This is a genomic window from Streptomyces sp. NBC_00353, from assembly GCF_036108815.1.
Lineage (GTDB): Bacteria > Actinomycetota > Actinomycetes > Streptomycetales > Streptomycetaceae > Streptomyces.
Window position 1 is genome coordinate 2,641,058 of sequence record NZ_CP107985.1, and the last position, 20,932, is coordinate 2,661,989.

A 20,932-nucleotide genomic window follows, 5' to 3' on the forward strand; every position below is an offset into this window, starting at 1 on the left:
GCTGCTCAGCAACGGACTACCGCCCGGAGCGTCCCGGGGCAAGGGTGTGCGCATCATCCGTCGTCCGTGGCGGCGTCTTTCACCTGGTGTTCGACCGGGGGCGCGGGAAGCGGGTGAGTGCCTGTTCGAACCAGACGGTCTTGCCCCGTGCCGTGGTGCTCGTCCCCCACTCGCGGGCGAGGCCGCTCACCACCAGCAGTCCGCGGCCGAACTCGTCGTGGGCGGAGGCGTTGAGGAGCGCGGCCGGGGCCGGTTCGTCGTCGCTGACCTCGCAGAGCAGGGCGCCGGTCCGGACGAGGCGCAGCCCGATGTGGTGGGTGCGCCCGTGCTTCACGGCGTTGGTGACGAGTTCACTGACCATCAGTTCGGCCGACTCCACCGCCTCCGGCAGTTCCCAGTCGAGGAGCTTGCCGCGGACCAGCCGCCGGGCGCGGGCCACTTCGCGTGGGTCCAGGGCGAGTTGCCACTCGGCGACGTCGCCGTCCGGGATGCCGTTCAGCCGGGCCATCAGCAGTGCCACGTCGTCCTTGCGGCCGCCCTTCGGGTTCAGGGCGCGGATGATCGTGTCGCAGGCGTCGTCCATCGAGGCGGCGGGGTGCGCGGCGGAGGCGCAGAGTGCGGCGAGTCCCGCGCCGATGTCCTGGCCACGCACCTCGACCAGGCCGTCGGTGCACAGAACCAGCCGGTCGCCGGGCCGCACCTGCACGGTCGCGGTCTCGAAGGCGACACCGCCGACGCCGATGGGCGCACCGGTCGGCAGGTCGAGAAGCTCCGCCCGGCCGTCCTCGGCGCGGACCAGTACGGGCGGGATGTGCCCGGCGTTGGCGATCTGGAGCTCGGAGTGGATCGGGTCGTAGACGGCGTAGAGGCAGGTCGCCAGATACTGTTCACCGAGGCGCTGCGCCAGGTCGTCGAGGTTGCGCAGCAACTGGGCGGGCGGCATCTCCATGGTGGCCATCGTCAGTACGGCGGTGCGCAACTGACCCATCATCGCGGCCGAGTTGAGTCCGTGCCCCATGACGTCGCCGACGACGAGTGCGGTCCGGGAGCCGGGCAGTTTCACCGAGTCGAACCAGTCGCCGCCGATCCGGCCGAGCCGGGCGCCGGGCAGGTAGCGGGTGGCGATGTCGCAGCCCGCCATACGCGGTTCCACCTGGGGCAGCATGCTGTCCTGGAGGGTGTCGGCGACATTCTCCTGGTACGTGTACATGCGGGCGTTGTCGAGTACGAGCCCGGCACGGGCGGCGAGTTCGGCGCCCGTGGTGCGGTCCATGTCGTCGAAGGGCTCACGGCCGGGACGGCGCATCAGGACCATGAAGCCGAGCACCACGTCACGGGCCTTGAGCGGCACGATGAGCAGCGACCGGTGGGTGATCAGGGGACGCAGGTCGCGCTTCTCGAACTCGCCCGAGATCCGGTTGCTCATCTCCTCGCTGACGTACGGGATGAGGACCGGCTCACCGGTGACCATGCACTGGAAGAACGGTGTGTGCTCGGGGAAGGCGATGGACTCGCCGACCGGGACGGTGTCGTCCCAGCGGCCTGGTTCGTCGTTGTGCTCGACCCACACCCGGTGCCAGACGGTGGTGACGTCGGGCGGCCCGTCCGGGAAGCCCTCACCGGCGAGGACCGCGGCGCGCAGATGCGTACCCGCGAAGTCGGTGAAGCGGGGGACGGCGGCTCTGGTGACCTCGCGGATGGTGCGTTCGAGATCGAGGGAGGTGCCGATGCGGCCGCTGACCTCGTTGAGGAACTCCAGCCGTTCGCGGACCGCGCCGTATTCGAGGTCGAGTTCGGGGCGCGGCACGGCGCGATGTGCGTGCGAACCGTCGGCGGTGGCCTCCGGATCCCCGGCCGGACGGCGCGGCGTCCGGCGCGGCACACCCCAGTCGGGAGTGACCGGGACCCGGTCGCGGTGGCTGAACTCCAGGATCGGATAGCCCAGTTCGAGGACCTGCGAGACGATCCGGGTCGCCTGGTGGACGCTCATGTTGGGCAGGATCTCGGGGAGCCGGCCGGCCAGGTCCTGATAGCCGGGGAAGTCGGTGTGGAGTGCGAAGCCGGGGGCGATCGTCTCGCTGTCCCGGCTGCCGTTCGCATCGGCGTCGCGCAACTGCCCGGCGTCCGCGGCAAGTACGAGGAGCCGCTCGGGGCCGGGGCCGACCAGCGGGTAGGCCCACCACAGAACGTCGATCCGGCCGCGTCGAGGCTCGTCGACCCGGGCCCGTCCCGCCGCCGGATAGGCGACGCTCCCGCTGAGCGAACTGTCGAGTCCGTGGCCGAACCCGGCGTACGTACCGTCCGGCCCGGGCTCCCCGTCCTGTCGCAACGCCCCGGAGACCGGCAGGAGTTCACCGGCCGGGCAGCCGATGGCTTCCTCCCTGGCGACGCCGAAGAGCCGTCTGGCCCCGGTGGACCAGTGCGACACGAGTCCGGCCGCGTCGACGACGACCACGGCGAGCGGCACCCGTCCGGCAGTGGCGTCGCGCGACTGTGGTGCCCTCTGCGGCGGCACACCGAGGTCCATGGGTGGAAGGCTCCTTCCCTACCGCAAGGCTCTGCGGCATGTGACTCCACGGTACGGCTCCGGGTCCGGCCCTCGCCGGTCATCGGCGGAATCGACCCCAGGGGTGGTGCGCCCCGCGTGCCCCGCCGCGCACAACCGGGCAGGCGGGAGGCGCTCGGACAACCGGAACCGGAACCGGAACCGGGTCCTGCCACCAGACCCTGGCCCAGGGCCGCGGCCCTGGCCCTCTCCGTCAGTCCTCGTGCCCGAGCTGGAGGTCGCGTTCGGTGCGTCCGCCGCCCGCGACCTGGAGGACGGTCGCCACCGGCGGATACCCGGCCGCGATCACCGTGTACTCGCCGGTCGACAGGTCCACGAAGCGGAACGCCCCGTCGGGCCCGGTGGTCAGGGTGTCGACGACATTGCCCGCCGCGTCGAGGAGCGTGACCCGGGCGTCCTCGACCGGCCGTCCGCCGCTCGCCCGTACGATGCCGCGCAGCACAGCGCCACCGGCCAGTTCGATGTCCTGCCGGGTCTCTCTTGCGGCCTGCACGCTGACCGGCAGCGCAGCGGGCCGGAAGGCGGGGGCGCTGGCGGCGAGGGTGTACTCGCCGGCCACCAACTCCGAGATCACATAGCCGCCCTCGCGACCGCTGCGGGTGGACGCGACGACCTCGCCGCGCACATCAGTGAGGGTGACGGCGGCGTCCCGCACCGGGATCCCGTCGGCCGTGACGACGGTCCCGGCGAGCCTGCCCGCGCCGCCGAGCACCACATCGAGCTCGACGGGCCGTTCGCCGACGGTGACGCTGACGGCCTGCGGCTGGTGCCCGCCGGCCGCCGCGATCAGGACGTAACTGCCGGAGCCCGGCACGCTCAGCGCGTACCGCCCGTCGTCACCGCTCGCGCCCCTTCCGACCTGCTGCCCCTGGACGTCGATGAGGGTGAGGGCGGCGCGCGGGACCTTCGAACCGTCGGCGTGCTGGACGCTGCCGCACACCGGCACGCCCGAGAGGTGGACGGGCGGCGGCGGGGCGGCGGTGGTACGTGCGCCGGGGATCGAGGCGGACTCGGCAGCTGAATCGGGGCTGTGGTGGGACACCAGCGGTTTCTCCTTGAGGAAGAAGGCGATGAAGAGGCCGAGCGCGAGCACCGGCACGAGGTAGAGGAAGATCCGGGGCATCGCGTCGGCGTACGCCTGGATGTAGCTGTCGCGGAGCGCGGGCTCCATGGCATGGACCAGCTGCGGGGTGATCGACTCGGGGTCGGGGAGGTCGGCTCCGGACGGGAGGCGGACGGCGAGAGCGTCGGCGAGACGGCCCGCGAAGAGCGTCCCGAACACGGCGGCGCCGACGCTGCCGCCGATCTGCCGGAAGTAGTTGTTCGCGCTGGTGGCGGCGCCGAGGTCGGCGGGCGGTACGGAGTTCTGCACGGCCAGCACGAGCACCGGCATGATCAGGCCGATCCCGATGCCGAGCACGGCCTGCGCAATGCTGTACTCGAGGCGCGGAGTGTCGGTTTCGAGACGCGAGAGCAGCCACATGCCGAGCACCGAGATCGCACTGCCGAGGATCGGGTACACGCGGTAGCGGCCGGTACGGGAGATCAGCTGGCCGGAGACGACGGACGCCCCGACGATGCCGCCCATCATCGGGAGCATCAGCAGCCCCGATTCGGTGGCGGTGGCGCCGTCGACCATCTGCAGGAAGGTCGGCAGATAGCTGGCGGCGCCGAACAGGGCGACGCCGACGACCGCGCCGACGAGCGCGGTGACATTGAAGATCGAGTCGCGGAACAGCCGCAGCGGGATGACGGGTTCGGGGGCACGGCGCTCGACCACGAGGAAGAGCAGGGTCGTTCCGGCAGCTCCGGCGGCCAGCCCGAGGATGGTGCGCGAGCCCCAGGCGTACTCCGTGCCGCCCCAGCTGGTCAGCAGCACCACGCAGGTGGAGGCGGCGGCCAGCAGCAGGGCGCCGAGCACATCGAGGCGGGGCCGGACCGTGGGCTTGGGGAGCTTCAGTACGACGGTGATGACGGCGAGGGTGACCAGGCCGAACGGAACGTTGATGTAGAAGCACCAGCGCCAGGAGGCGTGGTCGGTGAAGAAGCCGCCGAGCAGCGGACCCGCGACGGACGCGAGACCGAACGCGGCACCGATCAGCCCCATGAAGCGGCCGCGCTCGCGAGGCGGTACGACGTCCGCGATGATCGCCTGGACCCCGATCATGAGTCCGCCGCCGCCGACGCCCTGGATGGCACGGAAGGCGATCAGTTCGTCCATGGTGCGGGACCAGCCGGCCAGCGCGGAGCCGACGACGAAGACGACGATCGCGAACTGGAAGACGCTCTTGCGGCCGAAGAGATCGCCGAGCTTGCCGTAGATCGGCAGTCCGATGGTGGAGGCGAGCAGATAGGCGGTGACCGCCCAGGACATCTTCTCCAGGCCGTGCAGCTCACCGACGATCTTGGGCAGCGCGGTGGCGACGATCATCTGGTCGAGCGCCGCGAGCAGCAGGGTGAGCATCAGCCCGAGGAAGACCAGCCGGATCCCTCGGGGGCTGATCTCCTGGGCGGCGGGATCCGTGGCGGTGGAAGCAGTTGAGGGCGATGTGGACGGGGGCTCGGTCGTCGCGCCGGGAGGGGCGGCCGTCTGCTCCCCGGCGCCGCCCGCACCGTCCGGCTCGTCCTTCACCAGAGTGATACCGCCCACCACGTGCCGCTCCCCTCGTCGCATCTGCGCCGCCCATTTCTCGCATTGCGCGACATAGAGAGGCAAACGCGACGGGGGGCGCTGACGGCGCACTCGGGGGGCTTATGCCCCGGTGGGAGCCACTACGGCGCGCAACTGGCGGGCCGGGAAAACCACCCGAACCGGTGAGGCCGGTCAGGGATGCCCGGTGCTACTTCTCGACCTCGGTGGCGAGGTTCTGCAGCAGCTCGTCGTAGATGCGCCCAAGTCCCTTGGGCGCAAAGGTCTTCTCGAAGAATCCGCCGATGCCGCCCGCACCGTTCCAGACGGTCGACACGACAGCCTTGGACTTGCCCTCGCCGGACGGAGTGACGGTCCAGGTGGTGACCATCGACGAGTTGCGGTCCTTCTCGACGAGCTGACCTTCCGTCGGCTCACTGACCTCCAGCAGACAGTCGCGGATCCGTTTGCTGGTGGCCTGAAGCTTCCAGTGGACGAGCGTGCCCTCGCCGTCACCGCCCTCGCGCACCTCGTACTCACTGAATTGACCGGGCAGCACCTTGCCCCGGACCTCCTTGTAGTCGGCCAGCGCGTCGAACACCGTTTCCGCGTCCGCCGCGATGATCCGCTCTGTCGTGGCCTCGACCTGCGCCATGGCTGCTCCTCCACCACTCGGTTGTTCGGGGTGTGCTGAGCCAATCACTTCGGGCACTCCGCTCAAAATCGGGCCTCGATCTTGACCGACCGCGGGTCGAAGGCCCGGCGGCCCGGTCCCGCCGGATGGATGGTGATGGTGATGAGCGTGTCCACCACAGCCCGTTTGCGGTCCAGGACCAGCCCCTGCCACTCCGTCACAACATCGTCAGCTGTCACGAGGTCGGCCAGGATGGACGCCCGCTGCGGGTGCGCCATCTTGGCCTCGGTCTCCGCCAGACGCCCCCGGATGCGCCGTGCCGCCCGTTTGAAGTCCTGCGGGTCCGCCTCGTCATCATCCGCGAACGCGTCCGCCAGACCGTCCAGACGCGCCCTCAGCGTCGCGGCAGTGCGCTTGAGGTCTTCAGCGTCCGGCCTGTCGCTGTCCACCAGCAGCGCCGCAGCATCCGGCCGCATGAGGAGTTGCAGCACGACCCCCAGCGGCTCGCCCGGCTCCGTGCCGGCAATCAGCTGGTCGATCGGCTCCGCCAGTCGCGCAACGTGCTTCACCCTCCGGCACCGGTAGATGCGGTTCTCGCCGGGGCCGTTCTTCGAGCCGCGCTGAGCACTGGTCATCGTCGTGCCATCGGCACACACGCCACACAAAGCGATACCGGAGAGCAGCCAGCGCCGTGCGGGCCCTGGTGACGTCCGGCGCGCTTCGTCCGTGAGGATGGCCACTGCCTCCCGCCAGGTCACCTCATCGACAACCGTCGGCCACGTCCCTGCATACGTCTCGCCACGGTACTCGCGCAGACCGGCCACACGTTCGTTCAGAAGCAGTCCGCGTACCGCGTTATGCGACCAGGGCTTGCCGTTGCGGTTCCCTACCTTGCGTTCGTTCAGCCCGGCTGCGATACCGGAAACGGTCGCCCCGGCAAGCAGCTGTTCGAACATCCCACGTATTTCCCACGCTTCGGAGTGGACCAGCTCGCTGCCGTCCGGCGTGTATCCGAAGCAACGGGGCCCCGTGGGCGCCACACCGCGCTCAATGCGCTGCAGCGTCTCGCGCTGCTGGCGCTCTGCCATCTGCTCGACTTCGAACGTGTCCACTTCACCGAGGACACCTGCGAGCATGCGACCCGACGCCGTCGACAGGTTCAATTCAGGTCCCTTGACACACAGGACGCTGACGTTGTGCTTGCGCAGAATTTCCATTCCCTCGGCGCGCTCGCGCCGGTTGCGCCACAGCCGGGACAGGTACGTCACCAGGATGACGTCAATCTCGCCCCGTTTCACCGCCTCCATCAACCGCCCGTAAGCCTCCCGAGGTTTCCCGTGGGAGGCGCTCAGATCGTTGTCGACATAACGATGATGGGCGGCGACAGGAATGCCGCGTGCCATGGCCAACTCGTCGGTGTCTTCGCGCTGCCTGGTCACGCCATCTTCTCCGGACTCTTCGTCCTTGCTGATCCGGAGGTACAGCCCGCCTGCACGAAATAGAGTCACAGGAAGCAGTATAGATACAGTGCAGCTTCACCCTGACAGTTGCGAAGCAACACGTTCGACGTCCCCAGACAACCCGCATCTATCTGACCAAATGGGTCAACTCTCATCAGAACATGTCCTTCCGTGTCCGAATGTGGGGAGCATGCGGCGGGGGCTGCACCACCCGCAGCCGCGTTCCCTCCACCACGGGAGGCCATATGACGAATCGTTCAGGAATTCTGTTCGCCATCGGTGCGACAGTCGCCGGTCTGCTGACCGGCGTTCCTTCCCCGGCGACAGCCGACGGAGTCGCGCCGCCTGCCGCGCAGCTCACATGGACCGGCTGCGCCACGAAGTCGTATCCGACGCTGCAGTGCTCAACCGTGCGCGCCCCGCTCAATCATGACGACCCGTCGGGCAGGAGCATCACCCTCGCCCTGTCTCGGATCCCGCACACCGCGAAGACGTCGCAGGGCCCCCTGCTCGTCAACCCCGGCGGCCCCGGCGGCAGCGGGCTGACGATGGCCGGCTACGTGGCGGCCTCGCTGCCGAAGGAGACCGCCGCACAGTACGACGTGATCGGGTTCGACCCGCGCGGGGTCGGGAAGAGCTCCCCGGCACTGAACTGTGTACCGAAATACTTCGAGCCGCTGCGCCCCGACCCGGTGCCGCTGGACCTCCGGACCGAGCAGGCCAACCGCGACCGCGCCGCGTCCTTCGCCGCCGCGTGCGGCGCGAAGTACCCCGATCTGCTGCCGTACATGGACACGGTGAGCACCGCCAAGGATCTCGATGTGATCCGGCAGGCCCTCGGCTCCCCACAGATCAACTACTTCGGATACTCGTACGGCACCTATCTGGGCGCGGTGTACGCCAAGCTGTTCCCGCAGCGGGTACGGCGTCTGGTGCTCGACTCGAACGTCGACCCGGACGGGGTCTGGTACGACGACAACATCGGCCAGGACTACGCGTTCGACGCCCGCCAGAAGGCGTTCGCCGCCTGGATCGCGAAGCACAACTCGACGTACGGACTGGGCAGCGACCCTGCGAAGGTCGAGGCCGCCTGGTACGCGATGAGCGAAGCGGTCAGGAAGGAACCCGCGGGCGGCACGGTCGGCATGAGCGAGCTGCAGGACACGTTCCTGCCGGGCGGCTACAACAACGGGTACTGGCCCTACCTGGCCGATACGTTCGCCTCGTACGTGAACCACCAGGACCAGGACGCGTTGGTCCGCGCGTACAAGACGCTCGGCGCCGTCGACGACAAGGGCGACAACGGCTACTCGGTCTACGCGGCCGTGCAGTGCCACGACGCCGAATGGACACGCGACTGGAACACCTGGCGCAGCGAGAGCTGGAAGGTGCACAGCAAGGCACCCTTCTACACCTGGAACAACACCTGGTACAACGCGCCGTGCGCATCCTGGCCGGTGGAGCCGCTCAACCCGGTACGGGTCTCCAACGACGCACTCCCGCCGGTGCTGCTCTTCCAGGCCACGGAGGATGCGGCCACGCCGTACGAGGGCGGGGTCACCCTGCATCGCAAACTCCGCGGCTCCAGCCTGGTCGTCGAACAGGGCGGCGGCAACCACGGCATCACGCTGAGCGGCAACAAGTGCCTGGACGGGTACTTGGTGGACTACCTCGACAAGGGCACCGTCCCGCGCGGCAACGGCAGCAGTGCCGACGCGGACGCGGTCTGCCCGAAGTCGCCCGACCCGGAGCCGCCGGCCGCCGGGGCATCGGCGAAGACGCTGCGGAGCCCGACGGCGGACGGAGGCGGCGCGCTGCACGGGATGCTCGGCTTCCGCAGATGACGGGAGAGGGGCCGGACTCCGGCCGCCGTGACCCGAGCGCACGCCCTCGGGGGCGTACGCCACCATGGTCCGTATGACGACACGGCCCACCTCCGCGTACGCCCCCGACCTGTCCGTCAGATCCATGACCATCGACGACTGCGAGGCCGTCGCGACGATCCGGGTGCGCGGCTGGCAGGCCGCGTACACCGGGCTGATCCCGCAGGCGTATCTGGACGCGATGGACATCGCCGAGGACGCGCAGCGGCGGCGCGGCTTCTTCGCCGAACGCAACACGGTCGTCAATGTGGTGGCCGAGCGGCCTGGCCCGGGTGTGATCGGCTGGGCCTGTTACGGCCCGTACCGCGCGGACGGCAGGCGGCTCGCCCGCGGCGAGTTGTACGCCATCTATGTGCTGCCCGAGCAGCGCGGGACCGGGGTCGGCCGCGCCCTGATGGCGGAGATCCTGGCGCGCTCCGCCGCGGACGGGTTCCCCGATCTGTCGCTCTGGGTCCTCAAGGAGAACGCACCGGCCCGCCGCTTCTACGAGCGTGCGGGCTTCGCTCCGGACGGCGCCGAGGAACCCTTCCAGGTCGGCGGCGTCCTCGTGCCCGAGGTGCGTTACGTACGTCCGCTCAGCCCGCCGGCAGCCGGCTGATCGCCTCCTCGGCCGCGCCGCCGAGCCTCGGGTGCGGCAGCGCCGCCTGCAGGACCGGGCGGGCCTGTGCGTCGCCGAGCTGCCCCAGCCCCTCCACACAGGCCAGCGCGACCCGCCAGTGCGGCTCGTCCGGTGCCAGCAGCCTTTCCAGGGTGCTGATCAGCGTCGGGACGGACTCGGGGGCCCGCAGGGCGGTGAGCAGCCGCACCGGGTGCAGGGCGTAGGCGGTGCGCAGGGTGTTGGTCGCGAGGGCGGCGGCGGCCCGGGGCGTGCGCGGGTCGCCGAGGCGCACCAGAGCATGGGCGGCGGAGACACAGCGCTCCGGGTCGCGGTGGTTGAGCAGCAGGACCAGCGCCTCGAAGGCCCGTCTGTCGCCGCCGCAGCCGAGCCGGAACGCGGCGATCTCGCGCGCCCAGAGCGGGCGTTCGCGTTCCACTAGGACCCGAGCCAGCTCCTCGTCGTCCTCGGTGGCGAGCAGCCTGCGGTACGCCGCCGACTCCCCCGCCTCGTCCCCCAGCCGGTCGGCCAGCGACCGGAACTCCTCGTCCATGACCGTCAGCGTATCGGCGGACACGGCGAGTGTGAGCGGGCACACAACAACTCGGGGCTGGCGCGCTCGTTACTCGCCGGTTAACCTCATATGAGCGGGACACACTCCCCGCCGACTCCAGTGGCCTGGTGACGCAGCCACCCGGAGTGCTTGTCGGTTCGGCAGCTTTGCGAGACGTGACTCCGGGACAGAGTCCGTCACCCCCATCCCGGTCCGGGTGTGTTCGGTACACCCCCGGCCCCGAGCACCACGACATGCAGTTTCCGCACGCCATGCGCCGGTCGGGCCCCACGGCCCCACCAGATCCGTGCGCGTCGTGCGCCCACACAGTCGTCACTCATCCCTGGAGTCCCGTGATGGACACCCCGCTCTCCACCATTGCCGTCGTCGGCCTCGGCACCATGGGCACCGGCATCGCCGAGGTCCTCGCCCGGGCCGGCCGCGAGGTCATCGGTATCGACATCAGCGAGGCGGCCGCGCGTCAGGCCGTTGCCGCCCTCGAAGCCTCCACCGCCCGCGCAGTGCAGAAGGGGCGGATCACCGAGGGCGAGCGGCACGACGTCCTCGCCAGGTTCCGTACCTTCTCCGATCTGCAGGCCGCCGCGGACGCGCAGCTCGTCATCGAGGTCGTGCCCGAGTCGTACGAGATCAAGCAGCAGCTCTTCCGGGAGCTCGACGCGATCACCTCCCCCACCGCGATCCTGGCGACCGGCACCAACGCCCTGTCGGTGACCCGGCTGGCCGCCGAGTCGCAGCACCCCGAGCGCGTGATCGGTCTGCACTTCTTCAACCCGGCGCCCGCGATGAAGCTGGTCGAGGTGGTCTCCTCGGTGCTGACCGCGCCGCCGGCCGTCGAGGCGGTCACCACGCTCGCCCGTGAGCTGGGCAAGGAGCCGGTCGCGGTGGGCGACCGGCCGGGGTTCGTCGCCGACGGGCTGCTGTTCGGCTACCTGAACCAGGCCGCCGCGATGTACGAGGCGAGCTACGCCTCCCGTGAGGACATCGACGCGGCCATGAAGCTGGGCTGCGGGCTGCCCATGGGCCCGCTCGCCCTGCTCGACCTGATCGGGGTCGACACCGCCCGTACCGTCCTGGAGGCGATGTACTCCGAGTCGCACGACCGGCTGCACGCCCCTGCGCCGATCCTCAAGCAGCTCAGCGAGGCCGGGCTGACCGGCCGCAAGTCGGGCCGTGGCTTCTACACGTATGCGACGCCGGGCAGCCAGACCGTGGTGCCGGACGCGAAGACGCCGCAGGAGAGCACCGGAGCGACGGCCGGGCGCACCGTGCGGTCGGTGGGTGTCGCCGGCTCCGGAACGATGGCCTCGGGCATCGCGGAGGTCTTCGCGAAGGCCGGTTACGACGTGGTGATCGCCGCGCGCAGCCAGGAGAAGGCTGACACGGCGAGGGGCCGGATCGCCAAGTCGCTGGAGCGTTCCGTCACCAAGGGGCGGCTGACGGCCGAGGCGCGGGACGAGACCCTCGCCCGCATCACCGCGGCCGGTTCGCTGGACTCGTTCGACGACGTCGATCTCGCGGTCGAGGCGGTCGCCGAGGACCTGGCGGTCAAGCAGCAGCTGTTCGCCACGCTGGACAAGGTCTGCAAGCCGGGTGCGGTGCTCGCCACCACCACGTCGTCTCTGCCGGTCGTGGCGTGTGCACGGGCCACCTCGCGTCCGCAGGACGTCATCGGGATGCACTTCTTCAACCCGGCGCCCGCGATGAAGCTGGTCGAGGTGGTCCGTACGGTGCTCACGGACGACGACGTCCACGCCACCGTCCGTGAGGTGTGCGGGAAGATCCGCAAGCACCCGGTGGACTGCGGGGACCGGGCCGGTTTCATCGTCAACGCGCTGCTGTTCCCGTACCTCAACAACGCGATCAAGATGGTCGGGGAGCACTACGCGAGCCTCGACGACATCGACGCCGCGATGAAGCTGGGCGGCGGCTACCCGATGGGTCCGTTCGAGCTCCTCGACGTCGTCGGGCTCGATGTCTCGCTCGCCATCGAGAAGGTGCTGCACAGCGAGTTCCGCGACCCGGGTCTGGCCCCGGCGCCGCTGCTGGAGCATCTGGTGGCCGCCGGCTGCCTCGGCCGCAAGACGGGGCGCGGCTTCCGCGAATATGCCCGGCGCTGAGGGCCGGCGGGCTCCTGCCCGGCCGGCCGGGCATCCGGCCGGGCGGGACCGCCCGGCCGACCCCCAGCCGGCTCCCGGGCCGGGAGCCGGCTGGGGCGGGCTGCTCGATCCGCCGCCACCGCCTTCGACATGGGAGGCGCCGCCCGGCGGCCCGCCCCCGCAGGCGCGCTCTCCTGCGCCGATGCAGTACGTTCACACCATGTCCCAGCCCGCCAGGTCCCCCCGTGTCTCCACCGCACCCGACGCCCCGGAGAGTGCCGCAGGCACGCGCGCCGCCGCCCAACGGCTCAAGATGCGCCGCGAACTGGCCGCCGCAGCGATGGAGCTTTTCGCCACGAAGGGGTACGAGGCGACGACGGTCGACGAGATCGCGGGCGCCGCGGGCGTCGCCCGGCGGACCTTCTTCCGGCACTTCCGCTCCAAGGAAGAGGCGATCTTCCCGGACCACGACGACACCCTCGTCCGGGCCGAGGCCGTCCTCAATGCCGCCCCCGCGCACGAGCACCCGCTCGACACCGTCTGCCGCGGCATCAAGGAAGTCATGAAGATGTACGCGGCGAAGCCCGCGGTCTCCGTGGCCCGCTACAAGCTGACCCGTGAGGTCCCCACCCTGCGGGAGGCCGAGATCGCCTCGGTGGCCCGCTACGAGCGGCTGTTCACGCGCTATCTGCTGGGCCATTTCGACGAGCGCGACCACCACGTCGGCAATGACGATCCGCTGCTGGCGGAGGTCGCGGCGTCCGCCGTCGTCACCGCGCACAACCATGTGCTGCGCCGCTGGCTGCGGGCGGGCGGCCAAGGTGACGTGGAGGCCCAGCTCGACCACGCGTTCGCCATCGTCCGGGACACGTTCGGGACCGGGATCGGCGCGGGCCGGATCGCCGGGACCGAGCCCGCGTCCCCGCCGGCCGCCGCTTCCGTGAGCACGGAGGGCGAGGTGCTGGTCGCGGTGGCGCGCACCGACGCACCGCTCGACGAAGTGATGCGCACGATCCAGCAGGCGCTCAAGGACCACTGAGCGGGAGCCTGCCGGCCGAACCGCTCCGTCGACCCCCGCATGCCGGACGGGCTCGCTGTCGAAGCCCGTCCGGCATACGCGTGCCCGAGCGCCGAAACCTGGTTGCAGTCCGTACACGCCGGTGTTGTGGTGGGCGCATGACTCATGATCACGACGCCCTGCTGTCCCTCTTCGACCACGAGATGCGCGAGCATGCCCGACCCGACGGCCCCGGTGTCCGCGTCGAGCGCACCGCCGATGTCGTACGTCAGGTCGGCGCGGCCGACGACTGGAACGGCGTGGTCTGGTCGGCGCCGGATCTGGACGCCGTCCGGGCGGATGCGGCGATCGCGGCTCAGGTGGAACGCTTCACCGCGCTCGGCCTCGACGAGTTCGAGTGGAAGCTGTACGCGCACGACCGGCCGGCGGACCTGGGGCAGCGGCTGCGGGCGGCCGGCTTCGTCGCGGAGGAGCCGGAGACCCTGCTGATCGCTCCGGTCGCGGACCTCCCGACCGCGGTGGAGCTCCCCGAGGGCGTCCGGCTGCGTACGGTGACCGATGCGGCCGATGTGGAGCTGATGGCCCGGGCCCATGAGCGGGCGTTCGGCTCGGACTGGTCGCGGCTGCGGCATCAGGTGCTGGCTCGGCTGACCGAGGCCCCGGACAGCTTCGTCGGGGTGCTGGCCATGGTGGGCGACGAGCCGGTGAGCTCGGCCCGCATGGAGCTGTACCCCGGCACCGGCTTCGCGGGGCTCTGGGGCGGCGGGACGGTCGAGCCGTGGCGCGGGAAGGGCATCTACCGGGCGCTGGTGGCCTTCCGTGCCGCGATCGCCACCGAGCGTGGCTACACATATCTGCAGGTCGACGCGACCGACCAAAGCCGTCCGATCCTCCAGCGGCTCGGATTCACCGCACTGAGCACCACCACGCCGTATGTCCACCGGCGCACGACCTGACCCCACCGAGCGGCACAGAACAGCCCGAACCACCTCTCATGTTGCTCATCCGTGCCGGGCAGATGACATGTGAGAGAAATTGTTGGCACCCAGTGCCTTGCCAGGTGTCACGGAGTGCCATACGTTGAAGTTGTCCGGGCGGCCGGCGTGCAGAGACCTCACGTACGCCGGCTGTCCCCGCAAGCCATGTGCCTGCGCGCCCGGACGCCTGCGTCACAGGCAAACCCTTCTGCTCCACCAGAGCAGGCCGAAGCCTTACCAGCCGAACCGACGGCAGCACCTCCACAACGCACCCCACCCCCGCAGGGACCCTCAGGCGTCCCTCGAGCATTCCCCGCGCACCCGGCCCCGGCCGAGCAGGGGAGACACCATCCCGGAGGCACACCGTGAAGGAAATCCTGGACGCGATCCAATCGCAGGACAGCACGGCCGCAGATTTCGCGGCCCTGTCCATCCCTGAGTCGTACCGCGCGGTGACCGTGCACAAGGACGAGACGGAGATGTTCGCCGGGCTCGCCTCCCGCGACAAGGACCCCCGCAAGTCACTGCACCTCGACGACGTCCCGGTGCCCGAGCTCGGGCCCGGCGAGGCACTGGTCGCCGTCATGGCCAGCTCGGTGAATTACAACTCGGTCTGGACCTCGATCTTCGAGCCGATGTCCACCTTCGGCTTCCTGGAGCGCTACGGGAAGCTCAGCGAGCTCACGAAGCGCCACGACCTGCCGTACCACGTCATCGGCTCCGACCTGGCGGGCGTCGTCCTGCGCACCGGCCCCGGCGTCAACGCCTGGCACCCCGGTGACGAGGTCGTCGCGCACTGCCTCTCGGTCGAACTGGAGTCCTCGGACGGCCACAACGACACGATGCTCGACCCCGAGCAGCGGATCTGGGGCTTCGAGACCAACTTCGGCGGCCTCGCCGAGATCGCGCTCGTCAAGTCCAACCAGCTGATGCCGAAGCCGGAGCACCTGAGCTGGGAGGAGGCCGCCGCGCCCGGCCTGGTCAACTCCACCGCCTACCGCCAGCTCGTCTCGCGCAACGGCGCCGGCATGAAGCAGGGCGACAACGTGCTGATCTGGGGCGCCAGCGGCGGACTCGGTTCGTACGCCACGCAGTTCGCGCTGGCCGGTGGCGCCAACCCGATCTGCATCGTCTCCAGCGAGCAGAAGGCGGAAATCTGCCGGAAGATGGGCGCAGAGGCGATCATCGACCGCAACGCCGAGGGCTACAAGTTCTGGAAGGACGAGCACAACCAGGACCCGCGCGAGTGGAAGCGGTTCGGCAAGCGCATCCGTGAGCTGACCGGCGGCGAGGACGTGGACATCGTCTTCGAGCACCCGGGCCGCGAGACGTTCGGCGCCTCGGTGTACGTGACCCGCAAGGGCGGCACGATCGTCACCTGCGCCTCCACGTCGGGCTACAACCACGAGTACGACAACCGCTACCTGTGGATGTCGCTGAAGAAGATCGTGGGCTCGCACTTCGCCAACTACCGCGAGGCGTGGGAGGCCAACCGGCTGATCGCCAAGGGCAAGATCCACCCGACGCTGTCGAAGGTCTACTCCCTGGAGGAGACCGGGCAGGCCGCGTACGACGTGCACCGCAACCTCCACCAGGGCAAGGTCGGCGTGCTCGCACTGGCCCCCCGCGAGGGTATGGGTGTGCGCAACGAGGAGCTGCGCGAGCAGCACATCGACGCCATCAATCGCTTCCGGGACGTCTGACATGAGCGGGCGTCAGAAGGACCGCCCGTGGCTCATGCGGACGTACGCCGGCCACTCGACCGCCGAGGCGTCCAACGAGCTCTACCGGCGCAACCTCGCCAAGGGCCAGACCGGTCTGTCGGTCGCCTTCGACCTGCCGACCCAGACGGGTTACGACCCCGACCACATCCTCGCCCGCGGCGAGGTCGGCCGGGTCGGCGTGCCCGTCTCGCACCTCGGTGACATGCGGCGGCTGTTCCAGGACATCCCGCTGGAGCAGATGAACACCTCGATGACGATCAACGCCACCGCGATGTGGCTGCTGGCGCTCTATCAGGTGGTCGCCGAGGAGCAGGGCGCCGACGCCACGAAGCTCCAGGGCACGACGCAGAACGACATCGTCAAGGAGTACCTCTCGCGCGGGACGCATGTCTTCCCGCCCGGTCCCTCGCTGCGGCTGACCACCGACATGATCACGTACACGGTCAACCACATACCGAAGTGGAACCCGATCAACATCTGCAGCTATCACCTGCAGGAGGCGGGGGCCACTCCGGTCCAGGAGATCGCGTACGCCATGTCGACGGCGATCGCCGTGCTCGACGCGGTCCGTGACTCCGGGCAGGTGCCCGAGGAGAAGTTCGGCGATGTCGTCGCCCGTATCTCCTTCTTCGTGAACGCGGGCGTCCGCTTCATCGAGGAGATGTGCAAGATGCGCGCCTTCGGCCGCATCTGGGATCAGGTCACCCGCGAGCGGTACGGCATCACCGACGCCAAGCAGCGCCGGTTCCGCTACGGCGTCCAGGTCAACTCCCTCGGGCTGACCGAGGCGCAGCCGGAGAACAACGTCCAGCGCATCGTCCTGGAGATGCTGGCGGTCACCCTCTCCAAGGACGCCCGCGCCCGGGCCGTCCAGCTGCCCGCCTGGAACGAGGCGCTGGGGCTCCCCCGGCCCTGGGACCAGCAGTGGTCGCTCCGGATCCAGCAGGTTCTCGCGCACGAGAGCGATCTGCTGGAGTACGAGGACATCTTCGCGGGTTCGCATGTGATCGAGGCCAAGGTGGACGCCCTGGTCACCGAGTCGCTCGCGGAGATCGACCGGATCCAGCAGATGGGCGGCGCCATGGCGGCCGTCGAGTCCGGCTACCTCAAGTCGGAGCTGGTCTCCTCGCACGCACAGCGGCGGGCCCGCATCGAGGGCGGCGAGGAGAAGATCGTAGGCGTCAACATCTACGAGACGACCGAGCCGAACCCGCTCACCGCGGACCTCGACGGCGCGATCATGACGGTCGACCCGGCCAACGAGGCCAGGGTGGTCGCGGCGCTCCACGAGTGGCGCGACAACCGTGACGAGGCGCGCGCCTCCGAGGCACTGGCGGCGCTGAAGAAGGCCGCGGCCGGCACCGACAACATGATGGAAGCGACCGTGGAGTGCGCCCGCGCGGGTGTCACCACCGGCGAGTGGTCGTGGGCGCTGCGCGACGTGTTCGGCGAGTTCCGGGCCCCGACGGGCGTCTCGTCCGCACCGGTCGCGGTGACCGCGGAGGCGGGAACGCCGCTCGCCCTGGTCCGCGAGAAGGTCGCCCGCACCGCCGGCGACCTCGGCACCGGACGGCTGCGGCTGCTGGTCGGCAAGCCGGGCCTGGACGGGCACTCCAACGGCGCCGAGCAGATCGCCGTACGGGCCCGTGACGCCGGGTTCGAGGTCGTCTACCAGGGGATCCGACTGACCCCCGAACAGATCGTCTCGGCCGCGCTCGCCGAGGACGTGCACTGCGTCGGTCTGTCGATCCTGTCCGGCTCGCACGCCGAGCTGGTGCCGGACGTGCTGAACCGGCTGCGCGAAGCCGGCGCCAACGACATACCCGTCATCGCGGGCGGGATCATTCCGCCCGCCGACGCCACCGCGCTGATCGAGGCGGGCGTCGCCGCCGTATTCACCCCGAAGGACTTCGGCATCACGGAGATCATCGGCCGTATCGTCGACGAGATCCGGAAAGCGAACAAGCTCGACCCTCTGGAGGTCCCCGCATGACCCAGCCCGTGAACCGTCTGCGTCCGCGTCGCTCCTGCCTGGCTGTGCCGGGCTCGAACCCGCGGTTCCTGGAGAAGGCCCAGGGCCTCCCGGCCGACCAGGTCTTCCTGGACCTCGAGGACGCCTGCGCCCCGCTCGCCAAGGAGGGCGCCCGGCACCACATCGTCGACGCGCTGAACAACGGCGACTGGACGGGCAAGACCCGGGTCGTGCGCGTCAACGACTGGACGACGCACTGGACGTACCGCGATGTGATCACGGTGGTCGAGGGTGCCGGCCAGAACCTCGACTGCATCATGCTGCCGAAGGTCCAGGACGCCCAGCAGGTCATCGCCCTCGATCTGCTGCTCACCCAGATCGAGAAGACCATGGGCTTCGAGGTCGGGAAGATCGGCATCGAGGCACAGATCGAGAACGCCAAGGGCCTGGTGAACATCGACGACATCGCCGCCGCCTCGCCGCGCCTGGAGACGCTGATCTTCGGCCCGGCCGACTTCATGGCATCGATCAACATGAAGACCCTGGTCGTCGGCCAGCAGCCGCCCGGCTACGGCGCGGACGCGTACCACTACATCCTCATGCGCATCCTGATGGCGGCGCGTACGCACGACCTCCAGGCGATCGACGGTCCGTTCCTGCAGATCCGTGACGTGGACGCGTACCGCGAGGTCGCCGGCCGCGCGGCGGCACTCGGCTTCGACGGCAAGTGGGTGCTGCACCCCGGCCAGGTCGACGCGGCCAACGAGGTGTTCTCGCCGTCGCAGGAGGACTACGACCACGCCGAGCTGATCCTCGACGCGTACGAGTGGTGCACCTCGGAGGCGGGCGGCAAGAAGGGTTCGGCGATGCTCGGCGACGAAATGATCGACGAGGCGAGCCGGAAGATGGCCCTGGTCATCGCGGGCAAGGGCCGCGCGGCCGGTATGCAGCGCACCTCCAAGTTCGAAGCTCCGGAGGCCTGACCATGCAGTTCGGACGCACCTATGAGGAGTTCGAGGTCGGTGCGGTGTACAAGCACTGGCCCGGAAAGACGGTCACGGAGTACGACGACCACCTTTTCTGTCTGCTCACCATGAATCATCACCCGCTGCACATGGACAGCAACTACGCGGAGAAGACGACCGATTTCGGCAAGAACGTTGTGGTCGGCAACTACATCTACTCGCTGTTGCTCGGCATGTCCGTCCCCGACGTGTCCGGAAAGGCGATCGCCAACCTGGAGGTCGAGTCGCTCAAGCATGTCGCGCCGACCTTCCACGGCGACACGATCTACGGCGAGACGACCGTCCTCGACAAGACTCCGTCAAAGTCCAAGAGTGACCGCGGAATCGTTTACGTGGAGACCAAGGGCTACAAGCAGGACGGAACACTCGTCTGCGTGTTCCGCCGCAAGGTGATGGTCCCCACCGAGACGTACATCAAGGAGCGCGGCGGCGAGCAGCCCGGCCGCCCGGAGCTGAACCAGCCTTCGCAGAAGAACGTGGAGAAGTAGCCATGACGCGACTCGCCCAGACCGCCGGTCTGAACGACATCCAGCAGGAAATCCTCTCCACGGTCCGGGATTTCGTCGACAAGGAGATCATTCCGGTCGCGACCCAGCTGGAGCACCGCGACGAGTACCCGACGGAGATCGTCGAGGGGCTCAAGGAACTGGGCCTGTTCGGGCTGATGATCCCCGAGGAGTACGGGGGCCTGGGTGAGTCGCTTCTCACATACGCGCTCTGCGTGGAGGAAATCGCGCGCGGCTGGATGAGCGTGTCGGGAATCATCAACACGCACTTCATCGTGGCGTACATGCTCAAGCAGCACGGCACCCAGGAACAGAAGGACACGTTCCTGCCGCGGATGGCACTGGGCGAGGTCCGGGGCGCGTTCTCGATGTCCGAGCCGGCACTGGGCTCCGACGTCGCGGCGATCACCTCCAAGGGCGTCAGGGACGGCGACGAGTACGTCCTGAACGGCCAGAAGATGTGGCTGACGAACGGCGGTACGTCCTCGCTCGTCGCCGTGCTGTGCCGAAGTGACGAAGGCCACCCCGAGGGAACGGCCCCGCACAAGTCGATGACGACCTTCCTGGTGGAGAAGGAGCCGGGCTTCGGCGAGGTCCGGCCGGGGCTCACCATTCCCGGGAAGATCGACAAGATGGGTTACAAGGGCGTCGACACGACGGAACTCATCATGGACGGACTACGCATTCCGGCCAATCGTGTACTCGGCGGCACCACCGGCCGAGGGTTTTACCAAATGATGGACGGTGTCGAGGTCGGCCGGGTGAATGTGGCCGCGCGTGGTTGCGGCGTCGCACAGCGTGCATTCGAGCTGGGCGTCTCCTACGCTCAGCAGCGTCACACCTTCGGAAAGCCGATCGCCCAGCACCAGGCGATCCAGTTCAAGCTGGCCGAAATGGCCACCAAGGTCGAAGCGGCGCATGCAATGATGGTGAATGCAGCACGCAAAAAGGACTCCGGGGAACGAAACGACCTGGAGGCAGGGATGGCGAAGTACCTCGCCTCCGAATACTGCAAGGAAGTCGTCGAGGACGCCTTCCGCATCCACGGCGGTTACGGCTTCTCCAAGGAGTACGAGATCGAGCGCCTCTACCGGGAGGCCCCGATGCTGCTGATCGGTGAAGGTACCGCCGAAATCCAGAAAATGATCATTGGGCGCCGACTCCTCGAGGAGTACCGGTTCCAGGGCTGATCGTCCCCTTCGAGGTGATTTAGCCGCGAAGAAGATCACACCCTGTCATCCTCAGCCGGTGCCTTCCAGCCGTCCGACTCGGC

15 protein-coding genes are annotated in these 20,932 nt (G+C 69.2%); 10 read left to right on the top strand and 5 right to left on the bottom strand.

From position 1 onward, the window contains the following. Window positions 1-79: 79 nt before the first annotated feature. From OHA88_RS12135 to OHA88_RS12150, 4 genes are all read right to left on the bottom strand, one after another. Window positions 80-2,527 carry an ATP-binding SpoIIE family protein phosphatase gene (locus OHA88_RS12135; protein ID WP_328625509.1) on the bottom strand — a complete coding sequence of 816 codons (2,448 nt, stop codon included), beginning with the start codon at window positions 2,525-2,527 and terminating at the stop codon, window positions 80-82. A 232-nt stretch (window positions 2,528-2,759) separates the two neighbouring features. Continuing rightward, window positions 2,760-5,219 (bottom strand): MFS transporter, encoded by a 2,460-nt coding sequence (locus OHA88_RS12140; RefSeq protein WP_328625510.1) that lies wholly within the window; start codon window positions 5,217-5,219, stop codon window positions 2,760-2,762. A gap of 187 nt (window positions 5,220-5,406) precedes the next feature. Next, window positions 5,407-5,850: an SRPBCC family protein gene (locus OHA88_RS12145; protein ID WP_267000095.1), complete on the bottom strand. Its 444-nt coding sequence runs from the start codon at window positions 5,848-5,850 to the stop codon at window positions 5,407-5,409. Window positions 5,851-5,912: 62 nt separating this feature from the next. Next, window positions 5,913-7,337 carry a recombinase family protein gene (locus OHA88_RS12150; protein ID WP_328625511.1) on the bottom strand — a complete coding sequence of 475 codons (1,425 nt, stop codon included), beginning with the start codon at window positions 7,335-7,337 and terminating at the stop codon, window positions 5,913-5,915. Between the two features lie 197 nt (window positions 7,338-7,534). Between OHA88_RS12150 and OHA88_RS12155 the strand changes: the two genes are divergently transcribed. Together OHA88_RS12155 and OHA88_RS12160 are read left to right on the top strand one after the other, a co-directional pair. Further along, on the top strand, window positions 7,535-9,133 hold the full coding sequence (locus tag OHA88_RS12155) for an alpha/beta hydrolase (RefSeq protein ID WP_328625512.1): 1,599 nt from the start codon (window positions 7,535-7,537) through the stop codon (window positions 9,131-9,133). Between the two features lie 73 nt (window positions 9,134-9,206). After that, a complete protein-coding gene (locus OHA88_RS12160; protein WP_328625513.1) occupies window positions 9,207-9,770 on the top strand; it encodes a GNAT family N-acetyltransferase in 564 nt (187 codons plus the stop codon). Here the strand turns inward: OHA88_RS12160 and OHA88_RS12165 are convergent. Further along, the gene (locus OHA88_RS12165) at window positions 9,748-10,344 is read right to left on the bottom strand and encodes an adenylosuccinate lyase (RefSeq protein ID WP_234432836.1); all 597 of its coding nucleotides are present in this window, start codon (window positions 10,342-10,344) and stop codon (window positions 9,748-9,750) included. The genes OHA88_RS12160 and OHA88_RS12165 overlap by 23 nt on opposite strands. A 332-nt stretch (window positions 10,345-10,676) precedes the next feature. On the opposite strand from OHA88_RS12165, the gene OHA88_RS12170 reads away from it, so the two are divergent. The 8 genes from OHA88_RS12170 (at window position 10,677) to OHA88_RS12205 (ending at window position 20,849) form a co-directional block, all read left to right on the top strand. Further along, window positions 10,677-12,458 carry a 3-hydroxyacyl-CoA dehydrogenase family protein gene (locus OHA88_RS12170; RefSeq protein ID WP_328625514.1) on the top strand — a complete coding sequence of 594 codons (1,782 nt, stop codon included), beginning with the start codon at window positions 10,677-10,679 and terminating at the stop codon, window positions 12,456-12,458. Window positions 12,459-12,657: 199 nt separating this feature from the next. Then, the gene (locus OHA88_RS12175) at window positions 12,658-13,476 is read left to right on the top strand and encodes a TetR family transcriptional regulator (RefSeq protein WP_093776216.1); all 819 of its coding nucleotides are present in this window, start codon (window positions 12,658-12,660) and stop codon (window positions 13,474-13,476) included. 137 nt (window positions 13,477-13,613) lie between these two features. Continuing rightward, the gene (locus tag OHA88_RS12180) at window positions 13,614-14,411 is read left to right on the top strand and encodes a GNAT family N-acetyltransferase (protein WP_328625515.1); all 798 of its coding nucleotides are present in this window, start codon (window positions 13,614-13,616) and stop codon (window positions 14,409-14,411) included. Window positions 14,412-14,797: 386 nt separating this feature from the next. Further along, entirely contained in the window at window positions 14,798-16,135 is a 1,338-nt protein-coding gene (gene ccrA / locus OHA88_RS12185; RefSeq protein WP_267000115.1) for a crotonyl-CoA carboxylase/reductase, read from the top strand. 1 nt (window position 16,136) lies between these two features. Beyond that, entirely contained in the window at window positions 16,137-18,149 is a 2,013-nt protein-coding gene (locus tag OHA88_RS12190) for a protein meaA (RefSeq protein WP_326606561.1), read from the top strand. After that, window positions 18,146-19,111 carry an HpcH/HpaI aldolase/citrate lyase family protein gene (locus OHA88_RS12195; protein WP_328625516.1) on the top strand — a complete coding sequence of 322 codons (966 nt, stop codon included), beginning with the start codon at window positions 18,146-18,148 and terminating at the stop codon, window positions 19,109-19,111. Before OHA88_RS12190 ends, OHA88_RS12195 begins: the two co-directional genes overlap by 4 nt. Window positions 19,112-19,113: 2 nt before the next feature. After that, window positions 19,114-19,641, top strand: a complete 528-nt coding sequence (locus OHA88_RS12200) for a MaoC family dehydratase (RefSeq protein WP_030916550.1) — start codon at window positions 19,114-19,116, stop codon at window positions 19,639-19,641. Window positions 19,642-19,643: 2 nt separating this feature from the next. Beyond that, window positions 19,644-20,849 (top strand): acyl-CoA dehydrogenase family protein, encoded by a 1,206-nt coding sequence (locus OHA88_RS12205; RefSeq protein ID WP_328625517.1) that lies wholly within the window; start codon window positions 19,644-19,646, stop codon window positions 20,847-20,849. Window positions 20,850-20,932: the final 83 nt, after the last annotated feature.